Origin of the sequence: Niallia sp. FSL K6-0212, assembly GCF_038007605.1 — a bacterium.
Classification (GTDB): Bacteria; Bacillota; Bacilli; order Bacillales; family Cytobacillaceae; genus Niallia; species Niallia circulans.
The window spans coordinates 3,002,605-3,028,063 of sequence record NZ_JBBOXL010000001.1 but is presented as its reverse complement, the minus strand read 5'-3'; the positions used below and the strand labels follow the sequence as shown (position 1 = coordinate 3,028,063).

The 25,459-nt window shown below is 34.3% G+C and carries 25 protein-coding genes; 8 read left to right on the top strand and 17 right to left on the bottom strand.

Going from position 1 to position 25,459, the window contains the following annotated elements; genetic code table 11:
- The first annotated feature begins 197 nt into the window (after window positions 1-197).
- Window positions 198-1,667: an aminotransferase class I/II-fold pyridoxal phosphate-dependent enzyme gene (locus MHH96_RS14245; protein ID WP_047943000.1), complete on the top strand. Its 1,470-nt coding sequence runs from the start codon at window positions 198-200 to the stop codon at window positions 1,665-1,667.
- Window positions 1,668-1,780: 113 nt separating this feature from the next.
- Window positions 1,781-2,119: a hypothetical protein gene (locus MHH96_RS14240; protein WP_047942999.1), complete on the top strand. Its 339-nt coding sequence runs from the start codon at window positions 1,781-1,783 to the stop codon at window positions 2,117-2,119.
- A gap of 209 nt (window positions 2,120-2,328) precedes the next feature.
- Here the strand turns inward: MHH96_RS14240 and MHH96_RS14235 are convergent, their stop codons facing one another.
- From MHH96_RS14235 to MHH96_RS14210, 6 genes are all read right to left on the bottom strand, one after another.
- Window positions 2,329-2,583 (bottom strand): hypothetical protein, encoded by a 255-nt coding sequence (locus MHH96_RS14235; RefSeq protein WP_369988435.1) that lies wholly within the window; start codon window positions 2,581-2,583, stop codon window positions 2,329-2,331.
- Window positions 2,584-2,791: 208 nt separating this feature from the next.
- Window positions 2,792-4,201, bottom strand: a complete 1,410-nt coding sequence (gene lpdA / locus MHH96_RS14230; protein WP_047942998.1) for a dihydrolipoyl dehydrogenase — start codon at window positions 4,199-4,201, stop codon at window positions 2,792-2,794.
- A gap of 4 nt (window positions 4,202-4,205) precedes the next feature.
- On the bottom strand, window positions 4,206-5,486 hold the full coding sequence (locus MHH96_RS14225; protein WP_047942996.1) for a dihydrolipoamide acetyltransferase family protein: 1,281 nt from the start codon (window positions 5,484-5,486) through the stop codon (window positions 4,206-4,208).
- 89 nt (window positions 5,487-5,575) lie between these two features.
- A complete protein-coding gene (locus tag MHH96_RS14220) occupies window positions 5,576-6,553 on the bottom strand; it encodes an alpha-ketoacid dehydrogenase subunit beta (RefSeq protein WP_047942995.1) in 978 nt (325 codons plus the stop codon).
- Window positions 6,554-6,556: 3 nt separating this feature from the next.
- Window positions 6,557-7,672: a pyruvate dehydrogenase (acetyl-transferring) E1 component subunit alpha gene (pdhA, locus tag MHH96_RS14215; RefSeq protein ID WP_047942994.1), complete on the bottom strand. Its 1,116-nt coding sequence runs from the start codon at window positions 7,670-7,672 to the stop codon at window positions 6,557-6,559.
- 637 nt (window positions 7,673-8,309) lie between these two features.
- On the bottom strand, window positions 8,310-8,993 hold the full coding sequence (locus MHH96_RS14210; RefSeq protein ID WP_053215713.1) for a YkyA family protein: 684 nt from the start codon (window positions 8,991-8,993) through the stop codon (window positions 8,310-8,312).
- A 330-nt stretch (window positions 8,994-9,323) separates the two neighbouring features.
- Between MHH96_RS14210 and def the strand changes: the two genes are divergently transcribed.
- The 3 genes from def to rnjA all read left to right on the top strand — a co-directional run bounded on the left by def (window position 9,324) and on the right by rnjA (window position 12,671).
- On the top strand, window positions 9,324-9,878 hold the full coding sequence (gene def / locus MHH96_RS14205) for a peptide deformylase (protein ID WP_047942993.1): 555 nt from the start codon (window positions 9,324-9,326) through the stop codon (window positions 9,876-9,878).
- A gap of 913 nt (window positions 9,879-10,791) precedes the next feature.
- Window positions 10,792-11,004: a DNA-dependent RNA polymerase subunit epsilon gene (locus MHH96_RS14200; RefSeq protein ID WP_047942992.1), complete on the top strand. Its 213-nt coding sequence runs from the start codon at window positions 10,792-10,794 to the stop codon at window positions 11,002-11,004.
- Entirely contained in the window at window positions 11,004-12,671 is a 1,668-nt protein-coding gene (gene rnjA, locus MHH96_RS14195) for a ribonuclease J1 (protein WP_095321864.1), read from the top strand. The genes MHH96_RS14200 and rnjA overlap by 1 nt, the downstream gene beginning before the upstream one ends.
- Window positions 12,672-12,725: 54 nt before the next feature.
- On the opposite strand, the gene MHH96_RS14190 is transcribed toward rnjA, so the two are convergent.
- Together MHH96_RS14190 and MHH96_RS14185 are read right to left on the bottom strand one after the other, a co-directional pair.
- Window positions 12,726-13,385 carry a potassium channel family protein gene (locus MHH96_RS14190; protein ID WP_095257616.1) on the bottom strand — a complete coding sequence of 220 codons (660 nt, stop codon included), beginning with the start codon at window positions 13,383-13,385 and terminating at the stop codon, window positions 12,726-12,728.
- A 107-nt stretch (window positions 13,386-13,492) separates the two neighbouring features.
- Window positions 13,493-13,939: a TlpA family protein disulfide reductase gene (locus MHH96_RS14185; protein WP_095321863.1), complete on the bottom strand. Its 447-nt coding sequence runs from the start codon at window positions 13,937-13,939 to the stop codon at window positions 13,493-13,495.
- Window positions 13,940-14,166: 227 nt separating this feature from the next.
- On the opposite strand from MHH96_RS14185, the gene MHH96_RS14180 reads away from it, so the two are divergent.
- On the top strand, window positions 14,167-15,018 hold the full coding sequence (locus MHH96_RS14180; protein ID WP_095321861.1) for a mechanosensitive ion channel family protein: 852 nt from the start codon (window positions 14,167-14,169) through the stop codon (window positions 15,016-15,018).
- Between the two features lie 69 nt (window positions 15,019-15,087).
- On the opposite strand, the gene MHH96_RS14175 is transcribed toward MHH96_RS14180, so the two are convergent.
- The 6 genes from MHH96_RS14175 to MHH96_RS14150 all read right to left on the bottom strand — a co-directional run bounded on the left by MHH96_RS14175 (window position 15,088) and on the right by MHH96_RS14150 (window position 19,213).
- Window positions 15,088-16,215, bottom strand: a complete 1,128-nt coding sequence (locus tag MHH96_RS14175; RefSeq protein WP_047942986.1) for an N-acetyldiaminopimelate deacetylase — start codon at window positions 16,213-16,215, stop codon at window positions 15,088-15,090.
- 101 nt (window positions 16,216-16,316) lie between these two features.
- Window positions 16,317-17,027: a 2,3,4,5-tetrahydropyridine-2,6-dicarboxylate N-acetyltransferase gene (dapD, locus tag MHH96_RS14170; RefSeq protein WP_047942985.1), complete on the bottom strand. Its 711-nt coding sequence runs from the start codon at window positions 17,025-17,027 to the stop codon at window positions 16,317-16,319.
- 88 nt (window positions 17,028-17,115) lie between these two features.
- Window positions 17,116-18,015: a LysR family transcriptional regulator gene (locus MHH96_RS14165; protein WP_047942984.1), complete on the bottom strand. Its 900-nt coding sequence runs from the start codon at window positions 18,013-18,015 to the stop codon at window positions 17,116-17,118.
- 100 nt (window positions 18,016-18,115) lie between these two features.
- Window positions 18,116-18,568, bottom strand: a complete 453-nt coding sequence (gene cbpB, locus MHH96_RS14160) for a cyclic-di-AMP-binding protein CbpB (protein ID WP_047942983.1) — start codon at window positions 18,566-18,568, stop codon at window positions 18,116-18,118.
- Between the two features lie 66 nt (window positions 18,569-18,634).
- Window positions 18,635-18,796 carry a hypothetical protein gene (locus tag MHH96_RS14155; protein ID WP_156485386.1) on the bottom strand — a complete coding sequence of 54 codons (162 nt, stop codon included), beginning with the start codon at window positions 18,794-18,796 and terminating at the stop codon, window positions 18,635-18,637.
- Window positions 18,797-18,976: 180 nt separating this feature from the next.
- A complete protein-coding gene (locus MHH96_RS14150) occupies window positions 18,977-19,213 on the bottom strand; it encodes a YkuJ family protein (RefSeq protein WP_016200943.1) in 237 nt (78 codons plus the stop codon).
- A 354-nt stretch (window positions 19,214-19,567) separates the two neighbouring features.
- Between MHH96_RS14150 and MHH96_RS14145 the strand changes: the two genes are divergently transcribed.
- Window positions 19,568-19,804 carry a glutaredoxin family protein gene (locus MHH96_RS14145; RefSeq protein ID WP_061796795.1) on the top strand — a complete coding sequence of 79 codons (237 nt, stop codon included), beginning with the start codon at window positions 19,568-19,570 and terminating at the stop codon, window positions 19,802-19,804.
- 55 nt (window positions 19,805-19,859) lie between these two features.
- Here the strand turns inward: MHH96_RS14145 and MHH96_RS14140 are convergent, their stop codons facing one another.
- Window positions 19,860-20,465 (bottom strand): DUF3993 domain-containing protein, encoded by a 606-nt coding sequence (locus MHH96_RS14140; RefSeq protein ID WP_061796797.1) that lies wholly within the window; start codon window positions 20,463-20,465, stop codon window positions 19,860-19,862.
- 105 nt (window positions 20,466-20,570) lie between these two features.
- Window positions 20,571-21,788: an EAL domain-containing protein gene (locus MHH96_RS14135; protein WP_047942979.1), complete on the bottom strand. Its 1,218-nt coding sequence runs from the start codon at window positions 21,786-21,788 to the stop codon at window positions 20,571-20,573.
- A 341-nt stretch (window positions 21,789-22,129) separates the two neighbouring features.
- Here MHH96_RS14135 and MHH96_RS14130 point away from each other — a divergent pair, with 341 nt between their 5' ends.
- On the top strand, window positions 22,130-22,852 hold the full coding sequence (locus tag MHH96_RS14130) for a C39 family peptidase (RefSeq protein WP_047942977.1): 723 nt from the start codon (window positions 22,130-22,132) through the stop codon (window positions 22,850-22,852).
- Window positions 22,853-23,167: 315 nt separating this feature from the next.
- Here the strand turns inward: MHH96_RS14130 and MHH96_RS14125 are convergent, their stop codons facing one another.
- Window positions 23,168-25,267 (bottom strand): sensor domain-containing protein, encoded by a 2,100-nt coding sequence (locus tag MHH96_RS14125; protein ID WP_082138362.1) that lies wholly within the window; start codon window positions 25,265-25,267, stop codon window positions 23,168-23,170.
- Between the last annotated feature and the right edge of the window lie 192 nt (window positions 25,268-25,459).

Genomic DNA, 25,459 nt, shown 5'->3' with positions numbered 1-25,459 from the left:
AAATAAAAAATGCTATAATTCTTTTGTTTTCTGATTTTTATATTTAGAGATTAGGGTAAAACTTGTTAAGAGTAATGAAATTAAAGACAAAACAGCGGCAGCGATGTACAATAAAATTTTTAAATGTACATAAGAAATTTAAATAAAGTTCGCTTAAAATTGCATAAAAATACTAAATAAAGAGGTGTGGTAATAAATTGTCACAACACGAAACACCGTTATACCACGGATTATTGGAACATGCTAAAAAGGATCCTATTCAATTTCATATACCCGGCCATAAAAAAGGGAATGGAATGGATCCAGAATTTAGAAACTTTATCGGAGAAAACGCTCTTTCGATAGACCTTATTAATATTGGTCCTCTTGATGATCTTCATTATCCAAAAGGGATGATTAAACATGCACAGCAGCTTGCTGCTGAAGCATTTGGAGCAGATCATACTTTCTTTTCCGTTCAAGGCACAAGTGGTGCTATCATGACGATGATCATGAGTGTTTGTGGCCCAGGAGATAAAATTATTGTTCCTAGAAATGTCCATAAATCTGTTATGTCTGCCATTATATTTGCAGGTGCAATCCCAATTTTTATCCACCCTGAAGTAGATAAAAATCTTGGTATTTCTCATGGAATCACCATCGAGTCTGTTCAACATGCTTTAGATCTTCATCCAGATGCTAAAGGGCTTTTAGTGATTAATCCTACTTATTTTGGCATATCTGCTGATTTAAAAACGATTGTAGATTTGGCGCATTCCTATGATATCCCTGTTCTTGTAGATGAAGCACATGGAGTTCACATTCATTTCCACGAGGATTTGCCAATGTCGGCTATGCAAGCCGGAGCAGATATCGCCGCAACAAGTGTACACAAACTCGGTGGGTCGATGACACAAAGCTCCATTTTAAATATGAGAGGCGACCTGATTAGCTATAAACGTGTACAATCTATTTTAAGTATGCTGACAACGACTAGTACTTCCTATTTGCTTCTAGCATCTTTAGACGTTGCCAGAAAGCGTCTTGCAACAGAAGGAAAAGAACTGATTGATAAAACGATTAATCTTGCACAATACATTCGAAGACAGATTAATGACATAGAACATCTATATTGTGTGGGTGAAGAAATTCTGGAATCTGATTCTGCTTTTGATTATGACCCCACAAAACTGATTATATCTGTTAAAGACCTTGGTTTAACTGGCCACGATGCGGAAGAATGGCTTCGGAAAAATTATCGCATTGAAGTAGAAATGTCCGATTTGTATAATATTTTGTGCATTATTACACCAGGAGATTCTGAAAAAGAGGCCAACATTTTAATTGACGCCTTAAAAGCTCTTGCAGTAGAACGAAAAGATAAGGCTTCAAAAGTAGAAGCACGAGTGATGCTGCCAAACATCCCTTTACTCGCACTAACGCCGAGAGATGCTTTCTATTCAGAGACAGAATTAATCGATTTTGATGATTCAGTTGGAAGAGTAATTGCAGAATTTATTATGGTATACCCTCCAGGAATCCCAATTTTCATTCCTGGCGAAATTATTACAGAAGATAACCTTGCTTATATAAAAAGAAATATGGAAGCAGGATTGCCTGTTCAGGGGCCTGAGGATTACGATTTCAAAAAGCTTCGTGTTATTAAAGAGCATCGTGCAATAAGATAAATAAATTTCGGAGAGCAGGGATGCCATATTTAGGGTATTCCTGTCTTTAATTTGGAGATAAATGAAAAGACAGCATTTGTTTCTTGTATATAAAAAGATTGGAGTTTTCCTTTTTGAAAAAATATATTGTTATAATGATTATCAGTTTACTAATTAGCCTAGTTTCTCCATTTATTTTTAAAAATTATGTGGCACAAAAACCTGAACAATTAGAACAGTCATTCCGTTTCGGTGGTCCCATTCCATTTGCTGAACAAAAAAGGCTGCTGCCAACTTCCGTTGAGGCATACCCTTTAGAAATTACATTCGAATCACCTGTGCAATCGAAAACTATTTTCCATCCAATTCCATTTATTTTTAGTTTTCTTGTATTTTTCTTATTAATTCTATCGATTTTTACCGCTTTTAGTAGCTTTTTTGGAAAAAAATCAACAAAACAGCGGAGATTATAGCTACATAAGAATTTATTGTATTAAAAAATGCCTATATTTTTAGAATAAGGCATTTTTGGTGCTGAATTTATATATGTATAGGAGGATTTTTCATAATAAATAGAAAGTCTTTCCTTTTCGCAAGAGCAGGAAAGAAAGAGCTGATTTTCTTCTTCTCTTCTCAAGAAAGAATATATTTAAAATAAATCATCATGTTATGTTTATATGATTTAGACAACGGAGATAATGGTCATAATTAAATGAAAAGAACCGTAAATGGATAAACTAATCATCGTGGCCAGCATTGTTTTTCTTGTTGATTTTATGATTGTATTTCCTATGATAATCGCTAAATAAAAGAACACACCAAACATAAACACCTTATATAAAATTAAATCATATCTTGATAACCATTCAATAATGGAAAATCCACTCCAAATCATTAGCTGAAATAAAATTGCTGTATAAATCTTCAAGAAAAACACCACCCTTCCTCCATTAACAATTAATACTAGTATATGTACCAATCTTTTGTTTTATTTTATATTTATTTCATTTCAAAAAACAGTAATAGGACTAAATTCTACTAGCTAATTTTCTCTACTAAAACTAGATTAGACATAGGGAAAAATCTTCCCGAATCGCTTTTAAAACAAAAAAAAGAAGCCCTCAATCGAGGACTTCCTTTTATAATTAGCGTAAGATATGAATTGGGCTGCCAATTGCAACTTCCGCTGCTTCCATTGTTACCTCACCTAAAGTTGGATGAGCATGGATAGTCATAGCTAAATCTTCAGCTGTCATACCAGCTTCGATTGCTAAGCCTAATTCAGCGATCATATCAGATGCACTTGGACCAGCGATTTGCGCACCGATTACAAGACCATCTTCTTTACGTGTAACAAGCTTCAAGAAACCTTCAGCATCATTAAGTGCTAATGCACGACCGTTTGCTGCAAATGGGAATTTAGCAGCTTTCACTTCGATACCAGCTTCTTTAGCTGAAGCTTCTGTGTGACCAACTGTTGCTAATTCTGGCTCAGAGAATACAACTGCAGGAATTCCTAAATAGTCGATTTCTGAATTATGTCCAGCAATAACCTCAGCAGCAATTTTACCTTCATAAGAAGCTTTATGCGCTAATGGAGGACCAGAAATAACATCACCGATAGCAAAGATATTGCTTACAGTTGTACGGCATTGCTTATCTGTTTTAATGATTCCGCGTTCGCCTAATTCAATACCAACTTGTTCTAAACCAAGTTCGTCTGTATTAGGTTTTCTACCAACCATTACGAATACATAATCAGCTTCCACTGATTTTTCTTCGCCTTTAACTTCATATTTAACAACAACTCCAGTGTCTGTTTCTTCCACACCTTTAGCCATTGCTTTTGTAATGATTTCAGCACCTTTTTTCTTAAGGTTGCGAGTAACTAATGAAGACATTTGTTTTTCGAAACCACCAAGAATTTCATCTGCACCTTCAAGGATTGTTACTTGTGTACCAAAGTTAGCATAAGCTCCACCTAACTCAGTACCAACGTATCCTCCACCGATTACTACAATTTTCTCTGGAACTTCTTGAAGTGCAAGTGCACCAGTTGAGTCAAGAACACGTTTAGAGAATTTGAAAGTAGGAATTTCGATTGGACGAGATCCAGTTGCGATAATTGCATTTTTAAAAGTATAAGTTTGAGATGATTTTTCATCCATTACTTTTAAAGTGTTAGCATCTACGAAATATGCTTCACCGTATACAATATCAACTTTGTTCCCTTTTAATAGACCTTCAACTCCACCAGTAAGCTTTTTAACAACACTGTCTTTCCAAGCTTGAACTTTAGAGAAGTCAACTGTTACGTTTTCAGTTGTAATACCCATGTCTGCAGAATGTGCAGCATGCTCGTAACGGTGTCCAGCAGAGATTAAAGCTTTTGAAGGAATACATCCAACGTTTAAGCAAACTCCACCTAATACGTTTTTCTCAACAATTGTAACTTTTTGTCCTAATTGTGCTGCACGAATTGCTGCAACATATCCACCAGGACCCGCACCAATGACTATAGTATCTGTTTCAATAGGAAAATCTCCAACTACCATGTTTTTACGCCTCCATTAACAATAGTTCTGGATCGTTCAATAAACGTTTAATATGATTCATTGCATTTTGAGCAGTAGCTCCGTCAATCATTCTGTGGTCAAAGCTTAAAGAAAGTGCTAATACAGGAGCAGCAACAATTTCTCCATCTTTAACGATAGCTTTCTCAGCAATACGACCAATACCTAAAATAGCAACTTCAGGATGGTTGATTACTGGAGTAAACCATTGTCCACCAGCAGATCCAATGTTAGAAATTGTACAAGAAGCACCTTTCATTTCAGCTGGAGCTAATTTACCATCTCTTGCTTTAACAGCAAGTTCATTAATTTCGTTAGAGATGTTAAAGATACCTTTACGATCAGCATTTTTAACAACAGGAACTAATAAACCTTTTTCTGTATCAGCAGCAATACCGATATTGTAGTAATGCTTATGAACGATTTCGCTTGTAGCATCATCTAATGATGTGTTTAAAGCTGGGAATTCTTTTAATGCACTTGTTAAAGCTTTTACTACATAAGGTAAGAAAGTTAATTTGATACCTTTTGCAGCAGCAACTTCTTTATATTTCTTACGGTGTGCAACTAATTTAGACACTTCTACTTCATCCATTAATGTTACGTGAGGAGCAGTGTGCTTAGAATTTACCATTGCTTTAGCAATAGCTTTTCTGATTCCGCTCATTTTCTCACGAGTTTCTGGGAAGTCACCTTCTGGAATAGCAAGCGGCTTAGGAGCTTCCGCTGCTGTTTCTGCTGGAGCAGCTTCTGCAGCTGGTTGGCTAGCAGGTGTTGCACCACCATTTAAGTAAGCATCAATATCTTCTTTAGAAATACGTCCGTTTTTACCAGTACCAGAAACAAGTTGAATTTCTACGCCTTTGTCACGAGCATATTTACGTACAGAAGGCATTGCGATAATACGTCTGCTTGGATCAACTTCTGTCTCTTGTCCTTTGCTTTCTTCAACAGCTTCAGGTTTTGCTTCTTCAGCAGCAGCTGGAGCTTCATCACCATGATCACCTTTGAACTGAAGGTTTTCATATCCAGGAGCATCAAATGTAATTAAGATATCTCCTACAACTGCAACTGTTCCTTCTTCAACTTTCACTTCTTCGACAGTACCTTCAACTGGGGAAGGAATTTCTACTACTGCTTTATCATTTTGAACTTCACATAATACATCATCTTCTTGAACTTTATCGCCTGGTTTAACAAACCATTTTACGATTTCGCCCTCGTGAATACCTTCACCGATGTCAGGTAATCTAAATTGAAAAGCCAATGTGACAACCTCCTAATATCTTATGAAAAAATTTTCTTCTTTTAACTAACTTATCTTCTAATTCTTGTGCGAATATTATTCGGTTTTAATTAGAAAGTTAAAACTTTTTTAGCTGTTTCAATAATATCTTTAAAGTTTGGAAGCCATACAGTTTCAGCTTGTGTGAATGCAAAAACAGTATCTGGTGCAGTTACACGTAGAACTGGAGCTTCTAAGCTTAGAATTGCACGATCATTGATTTCAGCAACAACATTAGCTGCAATACCAGCTTGTTTTTGTGCTTCTTGAACTACCACAGCTCTACCTGTTTTTTCAACAGATCCAATGATTGTTTCGATATCAAGTGGGCTAACAGTACGTAAGTCAACTACTTCCACTGAGTATCCTTCTTTTTCTAATTCTTCTGCTGCTTTAATAGACTCTTGAACCATTGCTCCATAAGTAATGATAGAAAGGTCTTTACCTTCACGTTTTACATCCGCTTTTCCAAGAGGAATAGTATACTCTTCTTCTGGAACTTCTTGACGGAATGAACGGTATAATTTCATATGCTCTAAGAAAATAACAGGATCGTTATCACGAATAGCAGAAATTAATAAACCTTTAGCATCATAAGGAGTTGATGGGATAACAACTTTAAGACCAGGTTGTTGTGCCATTAATCCTTCTAAGCTGTCGGCATGAAGTTCAGGAGTATGAACTCCACCACCAAATGGGGAACGAATAGTTACTGGTGCATTGTAGCGACCACCTGAACGATAACGCATACGAGCCATTTGTCCAGAAATACTATCCATTACTTCATAAACGAAACCAAAGAATTGAATTTCCGGTACTGGACGGTAACCTTGAAGTCCTAAACCGATTGCTAATCCGCCAATTCCAGATTCAGCTAATGGAGTATCAAATACACGATCTTCACCGAATTCTTTTTGAAGACCTTCTGTCGCACGGAATACACCGCCGTTTACACCTACGTCTTCTCCAAATACTAATACATTTGGATCATTACGTAATTCTGTGCGTAACGCATCAGTGATTGCTTGAATCATAGTCATTTGCGCCATGGCTTACTTCGACTCCTTTGCTGCATAAATTTCATATTGTTCTTTTAAGTTAACTGGTAACTCTTCATACATGATGTTCATTAAGTCAGTAACTTTTTGTTTTGGAGCTTCATCAGCAATTTTGATTGCCTCTTTAATTTCTTCTTTAGCACGTTCGATTACTGCGTTTTCTTTCTCTTCATTCCAAATACCTTTGTTTTCAAGGAATTTACGGAAACGTACTAATGGGTCTTTCTTTTCCCATTCGCTATCAAGATCAGCAGTACGGTAACGAGTTGGGTCATCCCCAGCCATTGTATGTGGACCATAACGGTAAGTTAAAGTTTCAATTAATGTTGGACCTTCACCGTTGATTGCTCTTTCACGAGCTTCACGTACAGCAGCGTAAACTGCTAATGGATCCATACCATCTACTTGAATTCCAGGGATACCTGCAGCAACTGCTTTTTGAGCAATTGTTTTCGCAGCAGATTGTTTCTCAACTGGAGTAGAAATTGCAAAACGGTTGTTTTGTACAACGAAAATTGCAGGAGCTTTAAATGCACCAGCAAAGTTAATTCCTTCGTAAAAATCACCTTGTGAAGCTCCACCATCACCTGTATAAGTGATCGCAACAGCTTTAGCACCACGTTTTTTCATTCCTAATGCTACACCAGCAGTTTGGATGTATTGTGCACCAATAATGATTTGTGGAGAAATTACGTTTACACCTTCAGGAATTTGGTTTCCTTGGAAGTGACCACGTGAGAATAAGAATGCTTGAGATAAAGGAAGTCCATGCCAAATAATTTGCGGAACATCACGATATCCTGGAAGAATAAAATCTTCTTTTTCTAATGCGAATTGTGAAGCCAATTGCGAAGCTTCTTGTCCTGCAGTAGGTGCATAGAAACCTAGGCGACCTTGTCTGTTTAATGAAATAGAGCGTTGATCAAGAATACGAGTATAAACCATACGAGTCATTAATTCTTGTAATTGCTCATCACTTAAATCAGGCATTGCAGATTCGTTTACAACTTCACCCTCTTCATTTAAAATCTGAAGTGTTTGAAATTGGTTTGCCACTTGTTCAAGCTGTGCTTGCACATCAAATTGTGCCTTCTTTGTTTTAGAAGCCATTAAAGCCACCCTTTCCTTTCATATTAAAAGACTTTTTTCTGTAAAACAAATAGATGTTTACAATGTGTTTCAACGTGGTAAACACTTAGTTGGGTAACGCTTTCTATTCCTTAAAGCATATCGCTCTAAGCAACAAAAAAAACCATACTTAAACAGTTTTCCACAAAATACGCAAGAAAAAACGTCTTATAAAATTAATTCGGTTTCCGTATAGACTGTATCAATTATTTATATGTAAATATTAATACAACTGTTCAATACATTTATAAGTTTAATATACTTAAATATTATCCGTCAATCTTTAAGCTCGAAGTTTTTATTATTTTTTTACACAAAATTAATACATCTGTATTATTTACAACACAACATCTGTATCATACAGAAAACACTATTTACAACTGTTTTATAATAACTTCCCTGAGTGTCGAAAAATCATTCCTTGTCTATATGAACTCTTTGTATGTTTTGAATACTGCATGATACAAAGCACCTCCTACATTTTAAAATAGTATCCTACAAAAAAAAGCCACAAAACAAAGTGTGTCCAAAGAAACAAAATTCATGCCCCGTTTGTCCTCTCTATTTTGTAACTTATAAAAATTTTAATAGGATAAAGGTAATAATCAAATAATAAGTATTACTTTTTCTCTTCTTCCTCTTCATTCATTTTGATTTTTATGCCGGCTTCTTTATAGAAATCTACTTTCAAATCATTATATTTCTTCGTTAATTCATTAAATGTTTGGTTATTTTTATAAACCGTCTCATACGTATCATTGATCTTTTTTACTTGTTTTTCTAAATCGTCCATATTCACGTCTTCATCTTTAAACATTTCATAAAGCTTTTTATCACTATTAAGCCCTTCTATGTAATTTGCGTATAATTTATCATGTTCTTCATAACGGGCCATCATTGTTTGGTAAAGATCATCTGCCTTATTCTTTAATGATTTCTCTTCCTTTTTATCTAATTCTTCTATGTCTGTCGCTATTGTTTCAAACTTTTTTTGTGACTGTTTTATACTGTCTGCTTCTTTATCCATATATTCTTTTCTTTTAGAAATAGATTCTAGAGCTTCGTCCGATAATTTTGTAATTTCATCCATGTCCTCTAATCCAAGACTAATTATTTTAGAATAAATATCTTGTTCCTTCTTTTCTAATTTGACAAGAGGCTCTTGCTGTTCTTCAAAACCACTTTCAATCTTAACTACTTCTTCTAGTTTTTCATACATTTTCTCACTTGGAGAATTAAAATTGCACCCAGCAGCAATTATCGTAAAAAGCATAATTGTACTAATTAAAACACTTCGTTTCATTTCTTTCCTCCTCACTTTCTTATTACTATATCGATTCTTCTGTACTTTGACAATAATGGTTCCCTTCTTCGTATCCATCTTGATTCTTTAAAAAATTTGATAAAAACACAATTCTTCCCTGCATAATTATCAGTTGCTGATTTTTTTAACAGGCAGCGCTGATTACTTTAGAAATATTTTTATATTATAAACATATTAGCTTGTCCTATAATATATTATAGGTATATCTAATTATCTTCTTGCATAAAGTACTATTCTCATTTATTAACTTTTTATTCTATCTCTGTTAGACTACTTTTATAAACCGTTAGATACAAGGAAGTGATTATTTTGATAACAATGACAGATATTATTCGCGACGGTCATCCAACACTGAGACAAGTGGCAAGTGAAGTTACCATGCCACCAAGCGAAGAAGACAAAAGCATTCTAAAAAGCATGATGGAATATTTAATAAATAGCCAAAACCCCGAATTAGCAGAAAAGTATGGTTTAAGAGGCGGAGTAGGCTTAGCTGCTCCGCAAATAAATGTTTCCAAAAGAATGATTGCTGTGCATGTTAAAGATGAAAATGACAAGCAATACAGCTACGCTTTATTCAATCCTAAAATCATTAGCCATTCCATAGAAAAAGCTTATTTAACAACTGGCGAAGGCTGCCTTTCTGTCGATGAAACCATTCCAGGTTTCGTTCCAAGGTATGCAAGAATTACTTTGAAAGGGATCGATTTAGACGGAAAAGAAATAAAATTACGCCTAAAAGGATTACCAGCAATTGTATTCCAACATGAAATTGATCATCTTAATGGTGTGATGTTTTATGATCATATCAATGAAAAAGATCCTTTTCTTCCTATTGATAATGCAATACCTGTTGAAAGATAAATTTTGTATCTAAGAAATGGTTCGATCATCATTATTCGAGCCTCTTCTTCTTTCTCTTATTTCGCCCCTGTTTCATACTAAAAAGGCTTTACCCCGCTGCAATTGCTCGCTTTCCATTCAGCCTATTTTACAATTACCAACATTATCCATGAGAATCCTACAAAAATATTCATATACTATTTATATAAAAGGCTGTTTTCATAGCAAATACAAGGAATGCTCATCGTGTCAAAAAACTTTCTTTCCATTGGCTTCTCACTAAAGATGGAAGATGGAGCTTCCTAAACACTCTCATACAGACCGCACTATGGAATAGGGCCAAATAAAAGGAGTAAACCATTCTTCCGTAGCTAAAATAATGTAAAATCGCCTTCCATTTTGAATAATCGGATTGAAAAAACACCATCTAATAAACTATTTTTTACAAAAAGAAATATAAAATGAGAAGATGACTTTACTTTGTCCAAGAATGGTTTAAAATAGAGTTAAGGAGATGATCCACTATGTTAAAGAAGCTAAGAAAAAAGCTTTTAAAACAGTGGAAAGATTTACTTCGCAAAAAAACAATAGCTTAAAAAATTGAAGGGTATTTTTATGGTCCGGCCTATACCACGCTTAGTTAAATATAGTGGTTATTATACCGCTATACAAACCAAGCATTGTGGTACTGAGTCTGACCTTTTGTTTTAATAACGATTTCATTAGAATGATCATACATAAAAGTTATGTAATATTATTATGTTTCATAATAATATATAGAGGGTAAATATCTTTTTTCATTCCTCATTTTTATATGAATTTACTGAGAAAAGAACCTTTCTAATATAATGGCTATTAAAAGAAAAAACATGAAAACCATGTTGTTTTTTTATATAATAAATTTCAGAAACAAATTATTAAGGAGCGATTTACAATGATATTTAAAGTATATTTTCAAGATTTAAAAACAGAGGTACCAGTAAGAGAAAATACTAGAACTATTTTCGTTAAAGGTGTATCAGAAAGAGATGTTCGAACAAAATTAGCAGAAAAACCATATAATATCGAGTTTATTACTAGCGTAGAAGGTGCATTCTTAGAATATGAACAACAAAACGAAGACTTTACAGTATTGGAGATTGAATAATGAAATTTGTAAAAAATGATCAAACTGCTGTATTTGCCCTAGGAGGATTAGGGGAAATCGGTAAAAATACGTATGGTGTCCAGTTTCAAGATGAAATTATTTTAATTGATGCTGGGATTAAATTTCCTGAGGACGAGCTTTTAGGAATTGACTATGTTATTCCTGATTATACTTTTTTAGAGAAGAACGCAGACAAAATTAAAGGCTTATTTATCACGCATGGTCACGAAGATCATATTGGTGGTATTCCTTACCTTTTAAGACAAGTTAATATCCCCCTTTACGGAGGCAAACTGGCATTAGCACTTGTTCGTAACAAGCTAGAAGAGCATGGTTTATTGCGACAAACAACGATGCACGAAATTCAAGAAGACGATATTATTAAATTTAGAAAAACATCTGTTTCTTTCTTTAGAACTACTCATAGTATACCTGACTCCTATGGAATTGTTGTCAAAACACCACCTGGGAACATTGTACACACTGGAGATTTTAAATTTGACTTTACTCCAGTTGGGGAACCTGCCAATTTAACAAAAATGGCTGAAATAGGGAAAGAAGGCGTTTTGTGCTTATTATCTGATAGTACAAATAGTGAAGTACCTAATTTTACTATGTCTGAAAAAAAAGTCGGAAAAAGCATCCATGATACTTTTATCAAAGCCGACGGTAGATTGATTTTCGCTACTTTCGCTTCCAATATTTATCGTTTACAGCAAGTAACAGATGCAGCCGTAGAGTTTGGCCGCAAAATAGCTGTTTTTGGACGCAGTATGGAAGCAGCTATTAACATCGGTTTAGAACTTGGCTTTATAAAAGCACCAAAAGAAACTTTTGTTGACCCGCAACAAATTAACCGACTGCCGGCTAATCAAGTGGTCATACTTTGTACAGGAAGCCAAGGTGAACCAATGGCAGCTCTATCAAGAATTGCTAATGGTACACATAGACAAATCCAAATTATCCCTGGTGACACTGTGGTATTCTCTTCCAATCCAGTACCAGGTAATACATTAAGTGTTAATAAAACAATTAATCAACTTTACCGAGCAGGTGCGGAAGTAATTCATGGACCACTTAACAATATTCATACTTCTGGTCATGGCGGTCAACAAGAGCAAATGTTAATGCTTCGATTAATTAAACCTAAATTTTTTATGCCAATTCATGGAGAGTTTAGAATGCAAAAAACACACGCACAAACTGCTGTTGATTGTGGTGTAAAAGAAGAGAACTGCTTTATTATGGATAATGGTGAAGTATTAGCACTTTCAAGCGATACAGCACAGGTCGCTGGTAAAATTCCATCTGGAAATGTATATATTGATGGAAGCGGAATTGGCGATATTGGTAATATCGTTTTACGCGATCGTCGAATTCTTTCAGAAGAAGGCTTAGTGGTTGTCGTGGTAACTATTAATATGACTGATTTTAGAATTGCCGCTGGACCTGATCTTATTTCAAGAGGATTTGTGTATATGCGCGAGTCTGGTGATTTAATCAATGATGCACAAACATTAATAAGTAAACATTTAAATAAAGTAATGGAGCGTAAAACGACACAATGGTCAGAAATAAAGAATGAAATAATTGACACTATTTCTCCATTCCTATATGAAAAAACAAAACGTCGCCCAATGATCCTTCCTATTATTATGGAAGTATAAATAAGTAAAAAGGAGCTATTCGTTCGATAACGAACAAATAGCTCCTTTTTCTTGTTAAGACATAACCTTTTTCTCAAAACGGTTAATATCCGAGTCAGCTCCAATTACGATCAAGATATCCTTTTCTCTGATTGATTCTGATGCTTGAGGAGAAACGATAATTTCCTTCCCTCTTTTTATGGCAACAATAGTAATTCCATATCTGGCACGAATATCTAAATCAATGATCGAGCGACCATCTAATTTATGACTTGCTTTAATTTCCACAATACTATGCTCATCCGATAGCTCTAAATAATCTAGGACATTGTTAGAGACAATATTATGGGCTATTCTCTTGCCCATATCCCTTTCAGGATGAACAACTGCATCTGCCCCTATTTTACTTAGTACTTTCTCATGATAATCATTTTGGGCTTTTACCGTTATATTTTGCACTCCTAATTCCTTCAGCATTAAAGTTGTTAAAATACTTGCTTGGATATCTTCCCCAATTGCAACAATAACATGGTCAAAATTACGGATTCCGAGACCTTTCAATACTGTTTCATCTACTGCATTACCTACCACTGCATGTGAAACTAGATTTGCGTATTCATTTACTTTTTCTTCACTTTTATCAATGACCATTACATCCATACCTAGCTCGGTTAATTCCCTGCAAATACTACCACCAAATCTTCCGAGGCCAATAACCGCAAAAGCTCTTTTCACAATAAAATCCTCCAACAATCATAAAAATTTCACCTAAATAAATCGTCCCTATTATAACATTAAATCACTTGATTAACATACAAAAGCTAATGATGTTTTCCCACCAGTTATTGTTGATTATTTATGACACGGTTGATACGTGTATTTAACATTTTCAAATTAGTACCGCCCGCCTGGTAGTACCGCAGCTTTCTTTCCCTATCAAATAAATAGTAGGAGGGAACATATTCATTCGAAAACGCCTTGGCTAGCTGAAAGTCATGATCTACATAAATAGATTGTGTCATACTATACGTCTCGGCAGTCTGTTTTATTAAATCAATATCTAAATCTCGCTCTGTTCGCGGGAAATGCACAGATATTATTACAAGATTATCCTTATATAACTCCCTATATTGGTTTAATTCGGGCATAGCCTTTTTACAAAAATAACAACTTACAGACCAAAAATGAATTAAAATCAGCTTATCTCTTATTTCATCTGTAAGCTTTGTTTCCCCGTTAACCCATATGGTCGGAGTGTTCCAGTTTGGAAGTTGCTCACCTATTTTCAATGATTCGTTACCTTCTTTCCTTCTATCCCTATATATACATTTGCATAAAAAGTTAGTGAATCATGTCTCCCCGCTTTCAGATAAACAGAATATCCTATTTGCAAACCTATTAAAGTAACTAACTTATACGAAGCTCAATAGAATAGCTTCACCTCTTAGTTTATCAAATACTTTAAAGGGAATAAAAAGAAAAAACTTATTTTTTAATAAAAGGAGTACAATTTCTAATGATGTATGTAGATGAAGTTAAAACGAATATTCGAAATATTGAATGGGGGGACTTCCTTCTAGACACTTCCTTTGTAACTATAAAAATTCTCTTGATCTTGTTAAGTTATATTTTCATCAAGAAGATGGCTAAGAAAGTAATAAATAAATTATTCGAAACTTATATTCAAAAGCATTCTATCTCCCGAGGCAGAGCCTTCACTTTAGAAAGCTTAACGAATAATGTAATTACTTATGTATTATTTTTTATACTCATTATTACCATTCTTCAATTACTAGGAATTGACGCAACGGCCATATTAGCTGGAGCTGGTATTATTGGATTAGCAGTTGGTTTTGGTGCACAAGGTTTAGTAAGCGACCTAGTGTCAGGATTCTTTTTATTATTAGAAAAACAATTAGAAGTGGGTGAACTTGTATCAATAGGAGATTTTTCAGGTACTGTTGAACAAGTAGGGCTGCGAACAACACAAATTAGAGCTGCTGATGGAACTCTGCACTTTATCCCTAATCGTGAAATCACACAGCTAAGTAACCACTCTCGGGGAGAAATGCAAGCTTTAGTAGATATAGATATTTCTGTACATAATGATCTACCGAAAACATTAGAAATTTTAAAGCCTTTATGTGAACGTATCGCCAAAGAAAATCCAGTAATTACGGATGGACCAGATGTGATTGGGATACAAAACATGGAATCAAATACTATCACTATTAGAATACTGGCCAAAACCATCAATATGGAGCAATGGGGGGTCGAGCGATTAATCAGACAAGAAGTAAAGATCGCGCTTGATGAAAATGGTATTAAACTTCCAGAAACTCCGCTTATAGTAGATAAAAAGAGTTAAAACAAGGCTTACTGCTCCATTACGCAGTAAGCCTTCTCTTTTATATAAACAGAGTTCCTCTAAATATTCTTAATTGCCTTTTTTGGTTAAATACGCTGTTAATATATTTACAGCCACCTGTAAGGCATCCTCTTTTGGATTGAGCTTGCTATGATGTAATCCAAAGGGAGAGTCTACTCCAAGCCAAAACATAAATCCTGGGATTTCCTTTAACATATAGCCGAAATCTTCCCCTGTCATGGCTTCTTTACACTCAAATAATGTTGCTTCTGTTTCCTCTATAATAAAATTCATAAACTCTTTTGTTAATAGCTCATTATTATCCACTTGATAATAACCACTTCCGAAATCAATGGTGCATTCACAGTCATAGGCGATTTCAGTTCCTTTTACTAAAGATTGGACGCGATTTTTCACTTTTTCCATTGCTTCACTAGAAAGCGTACGCATCGTTCCTTCTAGCCTTGCTGTTTCGGCGATAACATTTTGAACCGTACCGCCTGTGATTTTCCCAATCGTTACAACAGCACTTTCTAGTGGATTTATATTTCTAGACACGATTGACTGGAGCTGGGATACCAATGTACATGCAGCAACGACCATATCATTTGTTAAGTGAGGATAGGCTGCATGTCCCCCTTTCCCTTTTAAATCAATAAAGAGTTCTGATGTATTCGCAAATAATAAGCCAGGCTTAATCGCAATCGTCCCTACAGGATATTCAGGAGCAACATGAAGTGCTATTATCATATCTGGCTTCCATGCTTGGAGCTCCTCACTTTTCAACATCGGTTCAGCCCCTCCTGGTCCCTCTTCTGCAGGTTGAAAGATAAATACCACATCATCGTTAATTGGATTATTAATAATATTTATCAGCACACCTAATGCGATCGTCATATGAAAATCATGACCGCAAGCATGCATTTCAGTCGGATGCTCTGATACGAAAGATAATGCTGTTTCTTCCACAATCGGTAATCCATCCATATCAGCACGATAGCCAATCGTTTTTGTTGGATTAAGTCCATTGACCTTTACGATGATTCCAGTCTTCCATGTTTTCACTTCTACACGTTCATCTGCGACGCTATGAATCATCTGTAGTAAATATTGCTGTGTTTTAAATTCTTTAAATCCAAGTTCTGGAATTCTATGCAGTTGTCTGCGAATAGTAACTAAATCTATCGTATTCCCCATCTAGCTCCCCTACTTTTCCTTTTGTTCATTATATCGTTTTACATAGCCTTTAGGTTACCTACAAGAAAAGCGCGGAAGTTTCTCCACGCTTTTCATCAAAATTATAATTGACGTAACTCTTGCATAATTTCTGTTTTTGATTTTGTTTTATCATCAATTTCTTTTACCACTCGTGCAGGTGCTCCTGCTACTAATGTATTCGCGGGAACATCTTCTAATACTATAGCTCCTGCAGCAACTACAGAACCTTTTCCTACAGTTACACCCTCTACAATAACTGCATTTGCACCAACCAATACATCATCTTCGATAATAACTGGTTTAGCAGAAGGAGGCTCAATTACACCAGCTAATACTGCACCTGCTCCAATATGACAGTTTTTACCTACAGTAGCTCGTCCACCCATTATAACTCCCATATCAATCATTGTACCTTCGCCGATAACAGCACCAATATTAATAACAGCACCCATCATAATAACAGCGTTATCACCAATATCAACTTGATCACGAATAATTGCACCTGGCTCAATACGAGCTTTTATATTTTTTAAATCTAATAAAGGAATAGCGGAATTTCTGCGATCATTTTCAATTACATAATCCGTTACTTTATCCTTATTAGCTTCAATTACACTTTGAATGTCTGTCCATTCTCCAAAAATCACCCCAGAATTGCCGCTGATAAAGGTTTGGATATTCTCACCAAATTCAACAGCTGATAAATCCCCTTTTACATATACCTTAACAGGTGTAGATTTTGTACTATTTTGAATAAATGAAATAATTTCATTTGCATCCATCATTTTCATTTCTTTACCTCCAGTTATGTATAAATTACAATATAAAAATTACTTTACCAAACAAAAGTTATGAAAACAAGCAATAATTATTATAATATTAAGGATTAATTGCTTTCACTTTTTCTTCTTCAAGGTATTCATTGACAATCTCTAAGAACGCTTGAACTTGCTTTAATTGAAAATTTGCCTCATAGCCAATTAACCAAGTCCCTCTTGTAATAGGTTTATTATTATCATTAAATAATGGTATTCTTGATAGTGCCTCATCAGCTTTTCTTAAGGCAATGGAAGGTAAGATACTATATCCAATGCCATTAAAAGAAAGCTGTTTACACGTTTCAATTTGATCTACAACAATAGTATTCTTAGGAGGCATTTGCAAATTCTGATGCCACCAAACTTGTATTTCTTCGTAATAGTTAGAATCACTTTTAAATTGGATAAACGGTCGATCAGTTAAGGCAATATCTTCTAACTTAGCAATTTCTCGATCCACTAAATAAAGTGGATCATCGAATAAATGCATTTTTATCCCTTTCCAATCAGATACCCCTCTTATGATACCGATATGCATATTATCCTCTGAAACTGATTTCATCATATCGCTGCTCCAACCAGTTACTAATGATACTTTTGCTTGTGGGTAGCGCTCGACAAATCGTTTTAAAACTTCTGGAAGCCAATTTTGTCCTACTATACTAGCGACAGCGATTTTTAATGTTCCATATACCTCTTCTTTAAATGCATGAATGGATTCTTTTACTTCTTCTTCTTTTTTTAATGTTTCCCTTGCAAATTTCGTTACTAATTCTCCTGCGGCAGTAAGAGAGAGGCCTCTTTGTGACCTAATAAATAACGGGGTTCCCCAGTCTTTCTCAATATTTTGCAGCCTTTGAGAAAGGGCTGGCTGGGTGACAAATAATCTCTCTGCTGCTTTGCGCATATTCATTTCCTGTGAAAGTACAGTTAATAGTTGTAATTCAGAAATTGTTGACATAACATTATCCTCATAAAATAAAAATTGTTATCAAAAGAGGGATACATCTCTAATGAAGAGGCAGACAAGAGCGGTAGCCGTAGATGAAGGTATAATACGTTTAGCGTTCATTTTGATTGATTTGATGCAAATAAATATTAAGTCGCATTAATATTGCTCTTCTTGTTAAAATTCCATCAAAATAGCCATCTTCTGTTTCCACGCAAATAAAAGGATGGTCTACTAAATATTTTATCGTATGTAATACAGAACTATTGCTCTTCACTCTTGGTATTACCTTATTCATAATTGTTTCTACTTTTATTTCTTCAAGCTTCTCAAACTCAATTCTTTCTAAGCCTAATATGCTATCCATGATGAGCGGAGTGCTGACTAAGCCATGGAGTTTATAATGAGCATCTAATACTGGTATTGCTGAGTATCCACTTTTTGTTAAGACAAGCAGAGCGTGTTCTAAACTATTTCCTATCTGCACATGTGCTACTCGTTCAGATGGAATTAATAAGTCCTTTAAAGTAATGTTTAAAAACTCTTCGCTGTGCATACTTATCATAGCCGAAAACTCCTCACAAAATATATTTATACCTCATTTTATCATAGTTCTCGGCATTATGCTCTTTTAACCCTTACTCGTTTTTATATTCCTTACAAGCAGTTGACAATGTGGGCATTGAAAGATTACATTTTGATTAGATTGAGCAGTTAAGACATTCTCTAGTTTTTCTTCTTTTGAACATTCTGGACAAATAACTGTCGGCATCATATTTATCACCTCAACCATTAGTATGGTTTCCCATGTTTTTTTTCATGTAGGAAAAATCTTCAATGTTCAGCAGGTTTTTATCCTTATATTGAATTCTCCTGATTTACTAGCCGTTAGCAGGACTATTAATACTAGAAGTAAAAAAAACCTTCAGCAAAATGGACTATTCCACCTTGCTGAAGGTTTTTTTAAATAAGATTACTGAATTAAATCAAAAATCTCAATTGTAATCATATCAACATTATCAAATTGATATCTTTTTGGTTTTTCCTTGTCATTATATACTTCTAGTTCAAACGTCTCTGTTTTTGGATGGAATGTTACTTGACACTTTCTCTCTCCATTTACCTCAAAGAAACGTTGAGTTGGTTCTCCCCCAGTTGCCTGCTCTTGTAGATTTTTCAATCTTGTTAATATGCCTTGTAATTGTGACATGCTCTCTCTCCTTTCAAACAAACCTTTATTAAGCATAGGTTTCACTATTAGCATGTTTCTATACACTTTCTTCGTTTAATTTAGTACAATTCGCCTCTTGTGTAAAATGCCAATACTAACAGAATAAAAGATTGTCGAGAGTTTGTCCAAGTAAAACTGAAAAAAACTCGGTGTTTTTTTATTATTTATTTCCTCTGAATATTCTTACCATTTGACAAATTAACATACACACTTTCCTTAGGAGTATAATTTCTAGCTAAAATGATGACAAGAACTTCTTTTATCACTCAAAAGAATTGCATGATAATAACTTTCTTTGTATGATTAGTTAAAGATAAAAGTAGGAGGAACATTATGCGTCAAATCACATTGTTTACTCAACCAGATTGTCCCCCTTGCGAATATTCAAAGCTATTCTTAAAAGAACATGGTTTTGATTTCGAAATGAGAGATATTCAAAAGGACCCTCGTGCCAAAAAAGACTTAATAAAGAAATATCAATCTTTTTCCACTCCAACATTCGTAATTGATGGAACGGTCATTTATGGATTTGATTTGGAAAAGCTAAAGGAAGCTTTGAATCTTTCTTAATACTTATTATGGCGCACAGCACCTAATGTGCGCCATAAACTTTACAATGATAATATTAGAGATGATTTGTGTTTAAATCATTATAGTTTTTATTATTCTTTATATAAGTAACTTGATTATCAATGGAAAATAACGGCATATACACTAATGTACTATAGTTTTTTTCTTTACTCTTTAAAATGGACCTTACCTCTTTATCTGAAAGCATATTGGTTATAAGCCATTTATTATTCCATTTTCTTATCAAAATCCCTTCATAAGAACCTTCATATACTTTTTCTCCAATAACAATTGGTTCATAATATTCATATAGGAGTATACTATTCTCTTCTTGTTCTACAAAGGTTTGTTCTGATAATTGATAAAAAGGTAGATAATATTTACCAAATTCATTACCATATGTAAAAAAGTTCCCTTGTTCTCCAGTCAAGTTTTCATTAAGAAATAAATAAATTAGTTTGTCTGAAAAATAAGGCGTTAGGATTTCTTCTATCTCCTCCATTTCTCTTGCTTCTTTACTTAATGATACTTGTGCCCGGAATGCCTTTTCTACAAAAGCGAATACTTCCTCTCGACTTGTCAAATGGCTGGCGGCGTCAATGGAATACGGAAAAACACTCCACATAGAAATAATCAATAAGATAAAGAAGCTTTTTTTCATCAAATCCTTCCCTTCTCTAATTACGCTGATTCCATTTCATTACTATTCCATACCCTTTCTATTCCTAATAAAACAAGCTGAAGAGAAAATCTCTTCAGCTTGTTGTTAAGGAAGCAATAATTTCATTCGATCAAGATAATTATAGGACAAATCAATAAATAAATATTCTTTTGAATTTAACGGATAAGAATACGTTCTAACCGTTTCACCGGTTTCAATATCACTATATAGATCGGATAATATCCCTCGTTTTTCAGTTCGCATCTTCATAATATTTTCTAAAAAATATGGTCTCCAACTCCAATTTTTATGTGCATATTCGGGTTGTATAAGCCAATCATTCTCATATTTAATGATATTGGCAGATTTCTGAAACCCATCTTCATCACAAACATACATTCGAAAAGCAGCATCCGTTAACTCGGCAGACAATAATTTTAATAACTCCTCATAGGTAGAATATTTCTTGTATTTGACAAGCAGTGCTTGTAATTGACCTTGAAACTCTTCTGTTAAGTCATAGATCGTCGATAATTTCTTCTTTTCTGAAAGGATAAATTCATGAAACATATTTCTCAATGTTTCCTTTCTAATATTACGTTCAACGAAATTCTCCTCTGGATAATGTAAGTAATACCCTTGATAAAATCTTCCTCCATTTTTCCAAGCAAATTGAAGCTGATAAACCATCTCAATATTTTCAAATAATAAAGTAGCACCAATTTTTCGAGCAAGCATAGATAATGAATACAATACATCTTGATAAGTGTGCGAGGTGGACGTAGACCGCAAAGCCAATAAATCAATCTTCAAAATGTCAGGCCCTAAATCACTTAGGCGATCAAGATAACTGCTATCGCTTCCCATTTTATCAATCGCAATCTTTATACCATATGTTCGATAGTAAATTAATAAATGATCTAAATGATCAAATTGTCCTTGATAATTTCTTTCAGACAGCTCTAGAACGATCCGATTCAGCTTGATGCCTTTCTCTTCGTACTCCAATAAAGTATCTAAAAATGATTCTCCATCATCCTTCATCAGCATTTCAGCATCTCTATTGATAAAGAGCAATACGTCCTCATCAAGGGATAAAGCTTTATCCAAAGCTTTTGTCAAAATAACTTGATCTACTTCAAGCTTATATTCATCTGGAATTCCTTCATCTACAAAAAAATCGCCAAGACTTTCCACTCCATTTTGCCCATTGTATCTACCTAATACTTCATATCCAATAACCTGATGTTCATCAGCGCTAAAAATAGCTTGAAAATAAGGGATGACATTTTCTAAATCAGTCAAAATATCCAAAGCATCCATATTTTGATCGCCTCCCTAATAAGAAAAGCAAGCTCCTTTGCATATCATAATTAAGAATTTGGCAAATCGACGCCTTCCAAAAAGTAAAAAGTCTTTATCTTAAATGGATTTATTAATTAGTAAGCAAAGGTTCTTCACTTTATTTTAAGAAATTAAATAAACTTAATTATATCATATAAACACCTAGCTATCGAAATAATGATAGAAAATTCTTTCTATTTTCTAAACAATCCCTAAACTTGAATCAACTTAATTTAGCCTTCTTGGTAATAATATGCCCTCATATTTCGATGATAATATCGTATGATAACATTAGGAGTTGGCAAGAAAGAGGTAGTAATATGAAGTTGTTGAAACTATTACTTTTGCTCGCTCCCTTTTTTAGTTCGGAGCAAGTTTGGGAATACTTCCATATTGATGACCATCCAAGACAAAAAAACGAAATAGTAAGTCAAGTATCAAGCTCTTCTAATAAAATACTGTTAGATGTTCCATTGATAAAACAAAATCCAGAATTACGATATGGATGTGAGGTAACAAGTTTAGCAATGGTCTTAAATTATGCTGGTGTTAAAGTAACGAAAATGGACCTTTTTAAAGACATAGAGAAGGACTCAGATCCATTAGTCCGAAAAAACGGAAATATTATTAAATGGGGAGATCCTTCTATTGGCTTTGTTGGAGATATGACTGGAAAAAAGGCTGGTTACGCTGTATTTGATAGACCAATGGAAGATCTTGTTAACAAATATTTACCTGAAAGAGCAGTTAATTTAACAAATTCTTCTTTTCATGACTTAGAAAAACATGTTGAGAATGGTTATCCAATTGTCGTGTGGACGACTGGGGATTATCGTTTACCCGATAGATGGGAATCATGGGAACATAATGGAAGAACAATTAAAACACCATTGGATTTACATGCAGTTGTTTTAGTCGGGTTCAGTAAAGAGCATGTTTACTTAAATGATCCCTTATCTGGTAAGAAAAACGTCAAAGTAAATAAAAAAAACTTTATTAACTCCTGGCATGCTTTAAAGTCAAGAGCAATTAGTTATCGCTAAAGCCAAAAAGTTTTTTACACTTTGTATGGATCAAAGCTGAATATCCTAAGTGGCTGGCTGCATTCCCTTTAGTATTTGCTAACAGCTAATCAGCAGCTTGAATACACTTCACTTTCTATGTAGGCGAACGCTGCTCTTCATATGAGTTCTTGATCGCGCTAACCCTAGGAATTTGTATTCAGGCTGCCTTACTCTCCACCCTCTTATTCCCTATAAAATCAAGACTTCACACTTTTTAAACACTTAAATTATAATGGCAAATTTTCAATTATCCTTCCCTCCTGTATGTTTATGATTTACTCTTATCAATCATGTTTAAAATTGCCTAAGAAATTGTTCTGCGTCTTCACAAGTCAATGGCTTTGAATAATAATAACCTTGTGCTTTCTGACAATTTGCCTTTTTTAAAAAATCTTCTTGATCTTTATTCTCGACACCTTCTGCAATTACTTCCATTCCTAAATTTTGACCTAAGTGAATAATTGTAGTTGTAATGGCAGCATCCTTGGCATTTATCACAGCATCTTTAATAAAAGACTGGTCAATTTTTAACACATCGATGGGAAATTGCTTTATATAGCTAAGAGAAGAATAGCCCGTTCCAAAATCATCAACAGAAATAATAACACCCAATTCCTTTAAATTCCGCAAAATAGGAACTGCTTCTTTAATATTCTCCATAACCCCTTCTGTAATTTCCACTTCTAAGAGGAATGGCTGGATGTTATATTTTTGGATAGCATCTCGAATTACTTCTACAAAATTAGGTTGTTGAAATTGCTTAGGAGAAATATTCACAGCGATTCTGGTATCTAGGTTGTAAAGTGTTTTCCAAATCTTTATCTGCTCACACGCCGTTTCAATAACCCAATTCCCAATCGATATAATGAGACCCGTATCCTCAGCAAGCGGTATAAAGTCATTTGGAGCAACCAAGCCTAACGATGGACTCTCCCACCGTAATAGTGCTTCAAAGCTATTGAAAGTATAATCATTCAAATCAATTTGCGGCTGATAATACAATTTCAGTTCATTCCTTTGAATAGCTTTTCGTAATTTTGTTTCAATTGATACTATATTAGTTAAAGCTGTTGTCATATCAGAACGATAAAATTGATAGTGTGCTTTGCCTCTTTCTTTTACTCGAAAAAGTGCCTCATCAGCATTTTTTATCAATGTTTCAATATCTTCTCCATCCTGTGGATACATGCTAATTCCAATACTGGGACTTATATAATATTCCTGAGAATCTAGATAGAAAGAATTAGCAAAGGTTGAAAGGATTTGCTGAGCATTGCTTGCTGCTTCTTGTCTATTCGTCTGCGAAAGGAGAATATTAAATTCATCTCCTCCTTGACGATACACATGACATTTGTAATTATTAAACTCTAATAAGCGTTCCGCTACTTTTACAAGAATTTGATCACCTACAATATGACCAAATGTATCATTGATATATTTAAATCTGTCTAAATCAATGGTCATTAAGGCGAAAGCAGCTTGCTCTGTTTCCGCTCTTTTTATTTCAAGATTTATATCCTCCATTAGAGCTCGTCTATTATAAAGTCCTGTCAGCTGATCATGAAAAGACATAAACTGAATCTTTTCTTCCGTCTTCCTCCTTTCTGAAATATCTCTTAAGATGACATAAATCCCCTTAATGGTTCGATTCACTATAATAGGTACGAATTTTGAATGTACAGATAATTCTGTTCCCTTTGTGCTCATTAATTTACAATCGATTGATTGTGATGTATTTGTCAGTTTACATTTTCTAAAACTTCCATAAAAAACTGTATTCTCCCTATCTATTAGATCATAAAGCGAAAAAATCGTTTTAGCTTCGTCACTAAAACCAATTAATTTCAATCCAGCAGGATTCACCTCCTGTATAACTCCATCTAAATTGACTGTGAGAACAGCATCTAAGTTATTCTCTACTAATGAACGAAATCGTTGTTCACTTTCAAGTAATAAATGTTTTTCCTTGATGGATTCTGTAATATCTCTCGTAATAGAAACAATATATTTTACTTCATCTTGATCATCCTTTATAGGCGTTAAAACAGATTCTGCATAGATAATATTTCCATCTTCAAGCTTGATTTCATCTGTATAACTATGATTTCCCTTCATCTTACATACTGTAGAATATTCCTTTTGTAATCTAGCCGCTATGTAGGCAGAATTAACATCTTGGATTTTTTTCCCTATAAAGTTGAGTGGTAATTTAGCAAACAAGTATGCAGCTTCATTCACAAAAATATAGCGAAAAACTTCCCCTTTCTCGACTTTCATAATAAAGACCATATCTTTAATATACATAAAAATAATTTCAAAAATAATATTCTCTATATTTGATTTGGATTGAGCGATCATTTTCTTACTTGTGCTATTCTTGTTATATTTGTCCATCCATCTCATTCCTTACATGCAGCAATATATTAATTTGTTCTTAAAAGATATACACAATACACCAACGTCTTCTTTTACTACTATTATCGGCATGTGAATCCATTTCTGTACTCAAATAGATAAAAAATTATGTCTATTCTTAAAATAAAGTTTATCTTAATCTTGCTTCAGGAGCACACTTGACAGACAAGC

Bases quoted from the DNA above. Each gene is read 5' to 3' on its own strand.
- dapD (WP_047942985.1), bottom strand. From the start codon at position 17,027: ATGAAAATGATGGATGCAAATGAAATTATTTCATTTATTCAAAATAGT.
- MHH96_RS14200 (WP_047942992.1), top strand. From the start codon at position 10,792: ATGATATTTAAAGTATATTTTCAAGATTTAAAAACAGAGGTACCAGTA.
- MHH96_RS14140 (WP_061796797.1), bottom strand. From the start codon at position 20,465: ATGAAAAAAAGCTTCTTTATCTTATTGATTATTTCTATGTGGAGTGTT.
- pdhA (WP_047942994.1), bottom strand. From the start codon at position 7,672: ATGGCTTCTAAAACAAAGAAGGCACAATTTGATGTGCAAGCACAGCTT.
- MHH96_RS14130 (WP_047942977.1), top strand. From the start codon at position 22,130: ATGAAGTTGTTGAAACTATTACTTTTGCTCGCTCCCTTTTTTAGTTCG.
- MHH96_RS14165 (WP_047942984.1), bottom strand. From the start codon at position 18,015: ATGTCAACAATTTCTGAATTACAACTATTAACTGTACTTTCACAGGAA.
- MHH96_RS14145 (WP_061796795.1), top strand. From the start codon at position 19,568: ATGCGTCAAATCACATTGTTTACTCAACCAGATTGTCCCCCTTGCGAA.
- rnjA (WP_095321864.1), top strand. From the start codon at position 11,004: ATGAAATTTGTAAAAAATGATCAAACTGCTGTATTTGCCCTAGGAGGA.
- MHH96_RS14150 (WP_016200943.1), bottom strand. From the start codon at position 19,213: ATGTCACAATTACAAGGCATATTAACAAGATTGAAAAATCTACAAGAG.
- MHH96_RS14220 (WP_047942995.1), bottom strand. From the start codon at position 6,553: ATGGCGCAAATGACTATGATTCAAGCAATCACTGATGCGTTACGCACA.
- MHH96_RS14210 (WP_053215713.1), bottom strand. From the start codon at position 8,993: ATGAAACGAAGTGTTTTAATTAGTACAATTATGCTTTTTACGATAATT.
- MHH96_RS14125 (WP_082138362.1), bottom strand. From the start codon at position 25,267: ATGGACAAATATAACAAGAATAGCACAAGTAAGAAAATGATCGCTCAA.
- cbpB (WP_047942983.1), bottom strand. From the start codon at position 18,568: ATGATAAGTATGCACAGCGAAGAGTTTTTAAACATTACTTTAAAGGAC.
- lpdA (WP_047942998.1), bottom strand. From the start codon at position 4,201: ATGGTAGTTGGAGATTTTCCTATTGAAACAGATACTATAGTCATTGGT.
- MHH96_RS14155 (WP_156485386.1), bottom strand. From the start codon at position 18,796: ATGGTTGAGGTGATAAATATGATGCCGACAGTTATTTGTCCAGAATGT.
- MHH96_RS14180 (WP_095321861.1), top strand. From the start codon at position 14,167: ATGATGTATGTAGATGAAGTTAAAACGAATATTCGAAATATTGAATGG.
- MHH96_RS14135 (WP_047942979.1), bottom strand. From the start codon at position 21,788: ATGGATGCTTTGGATATTTTGACTGATTTAGAAAATGTCATCCCTTAT.
- MHH96_RS14175 (WP_047942986.1), bottom strand. From the start codon at position 16,215: ATGGGGAATACGATAGATTTAGTTACTATTCGCAGACAACTGCATAGA.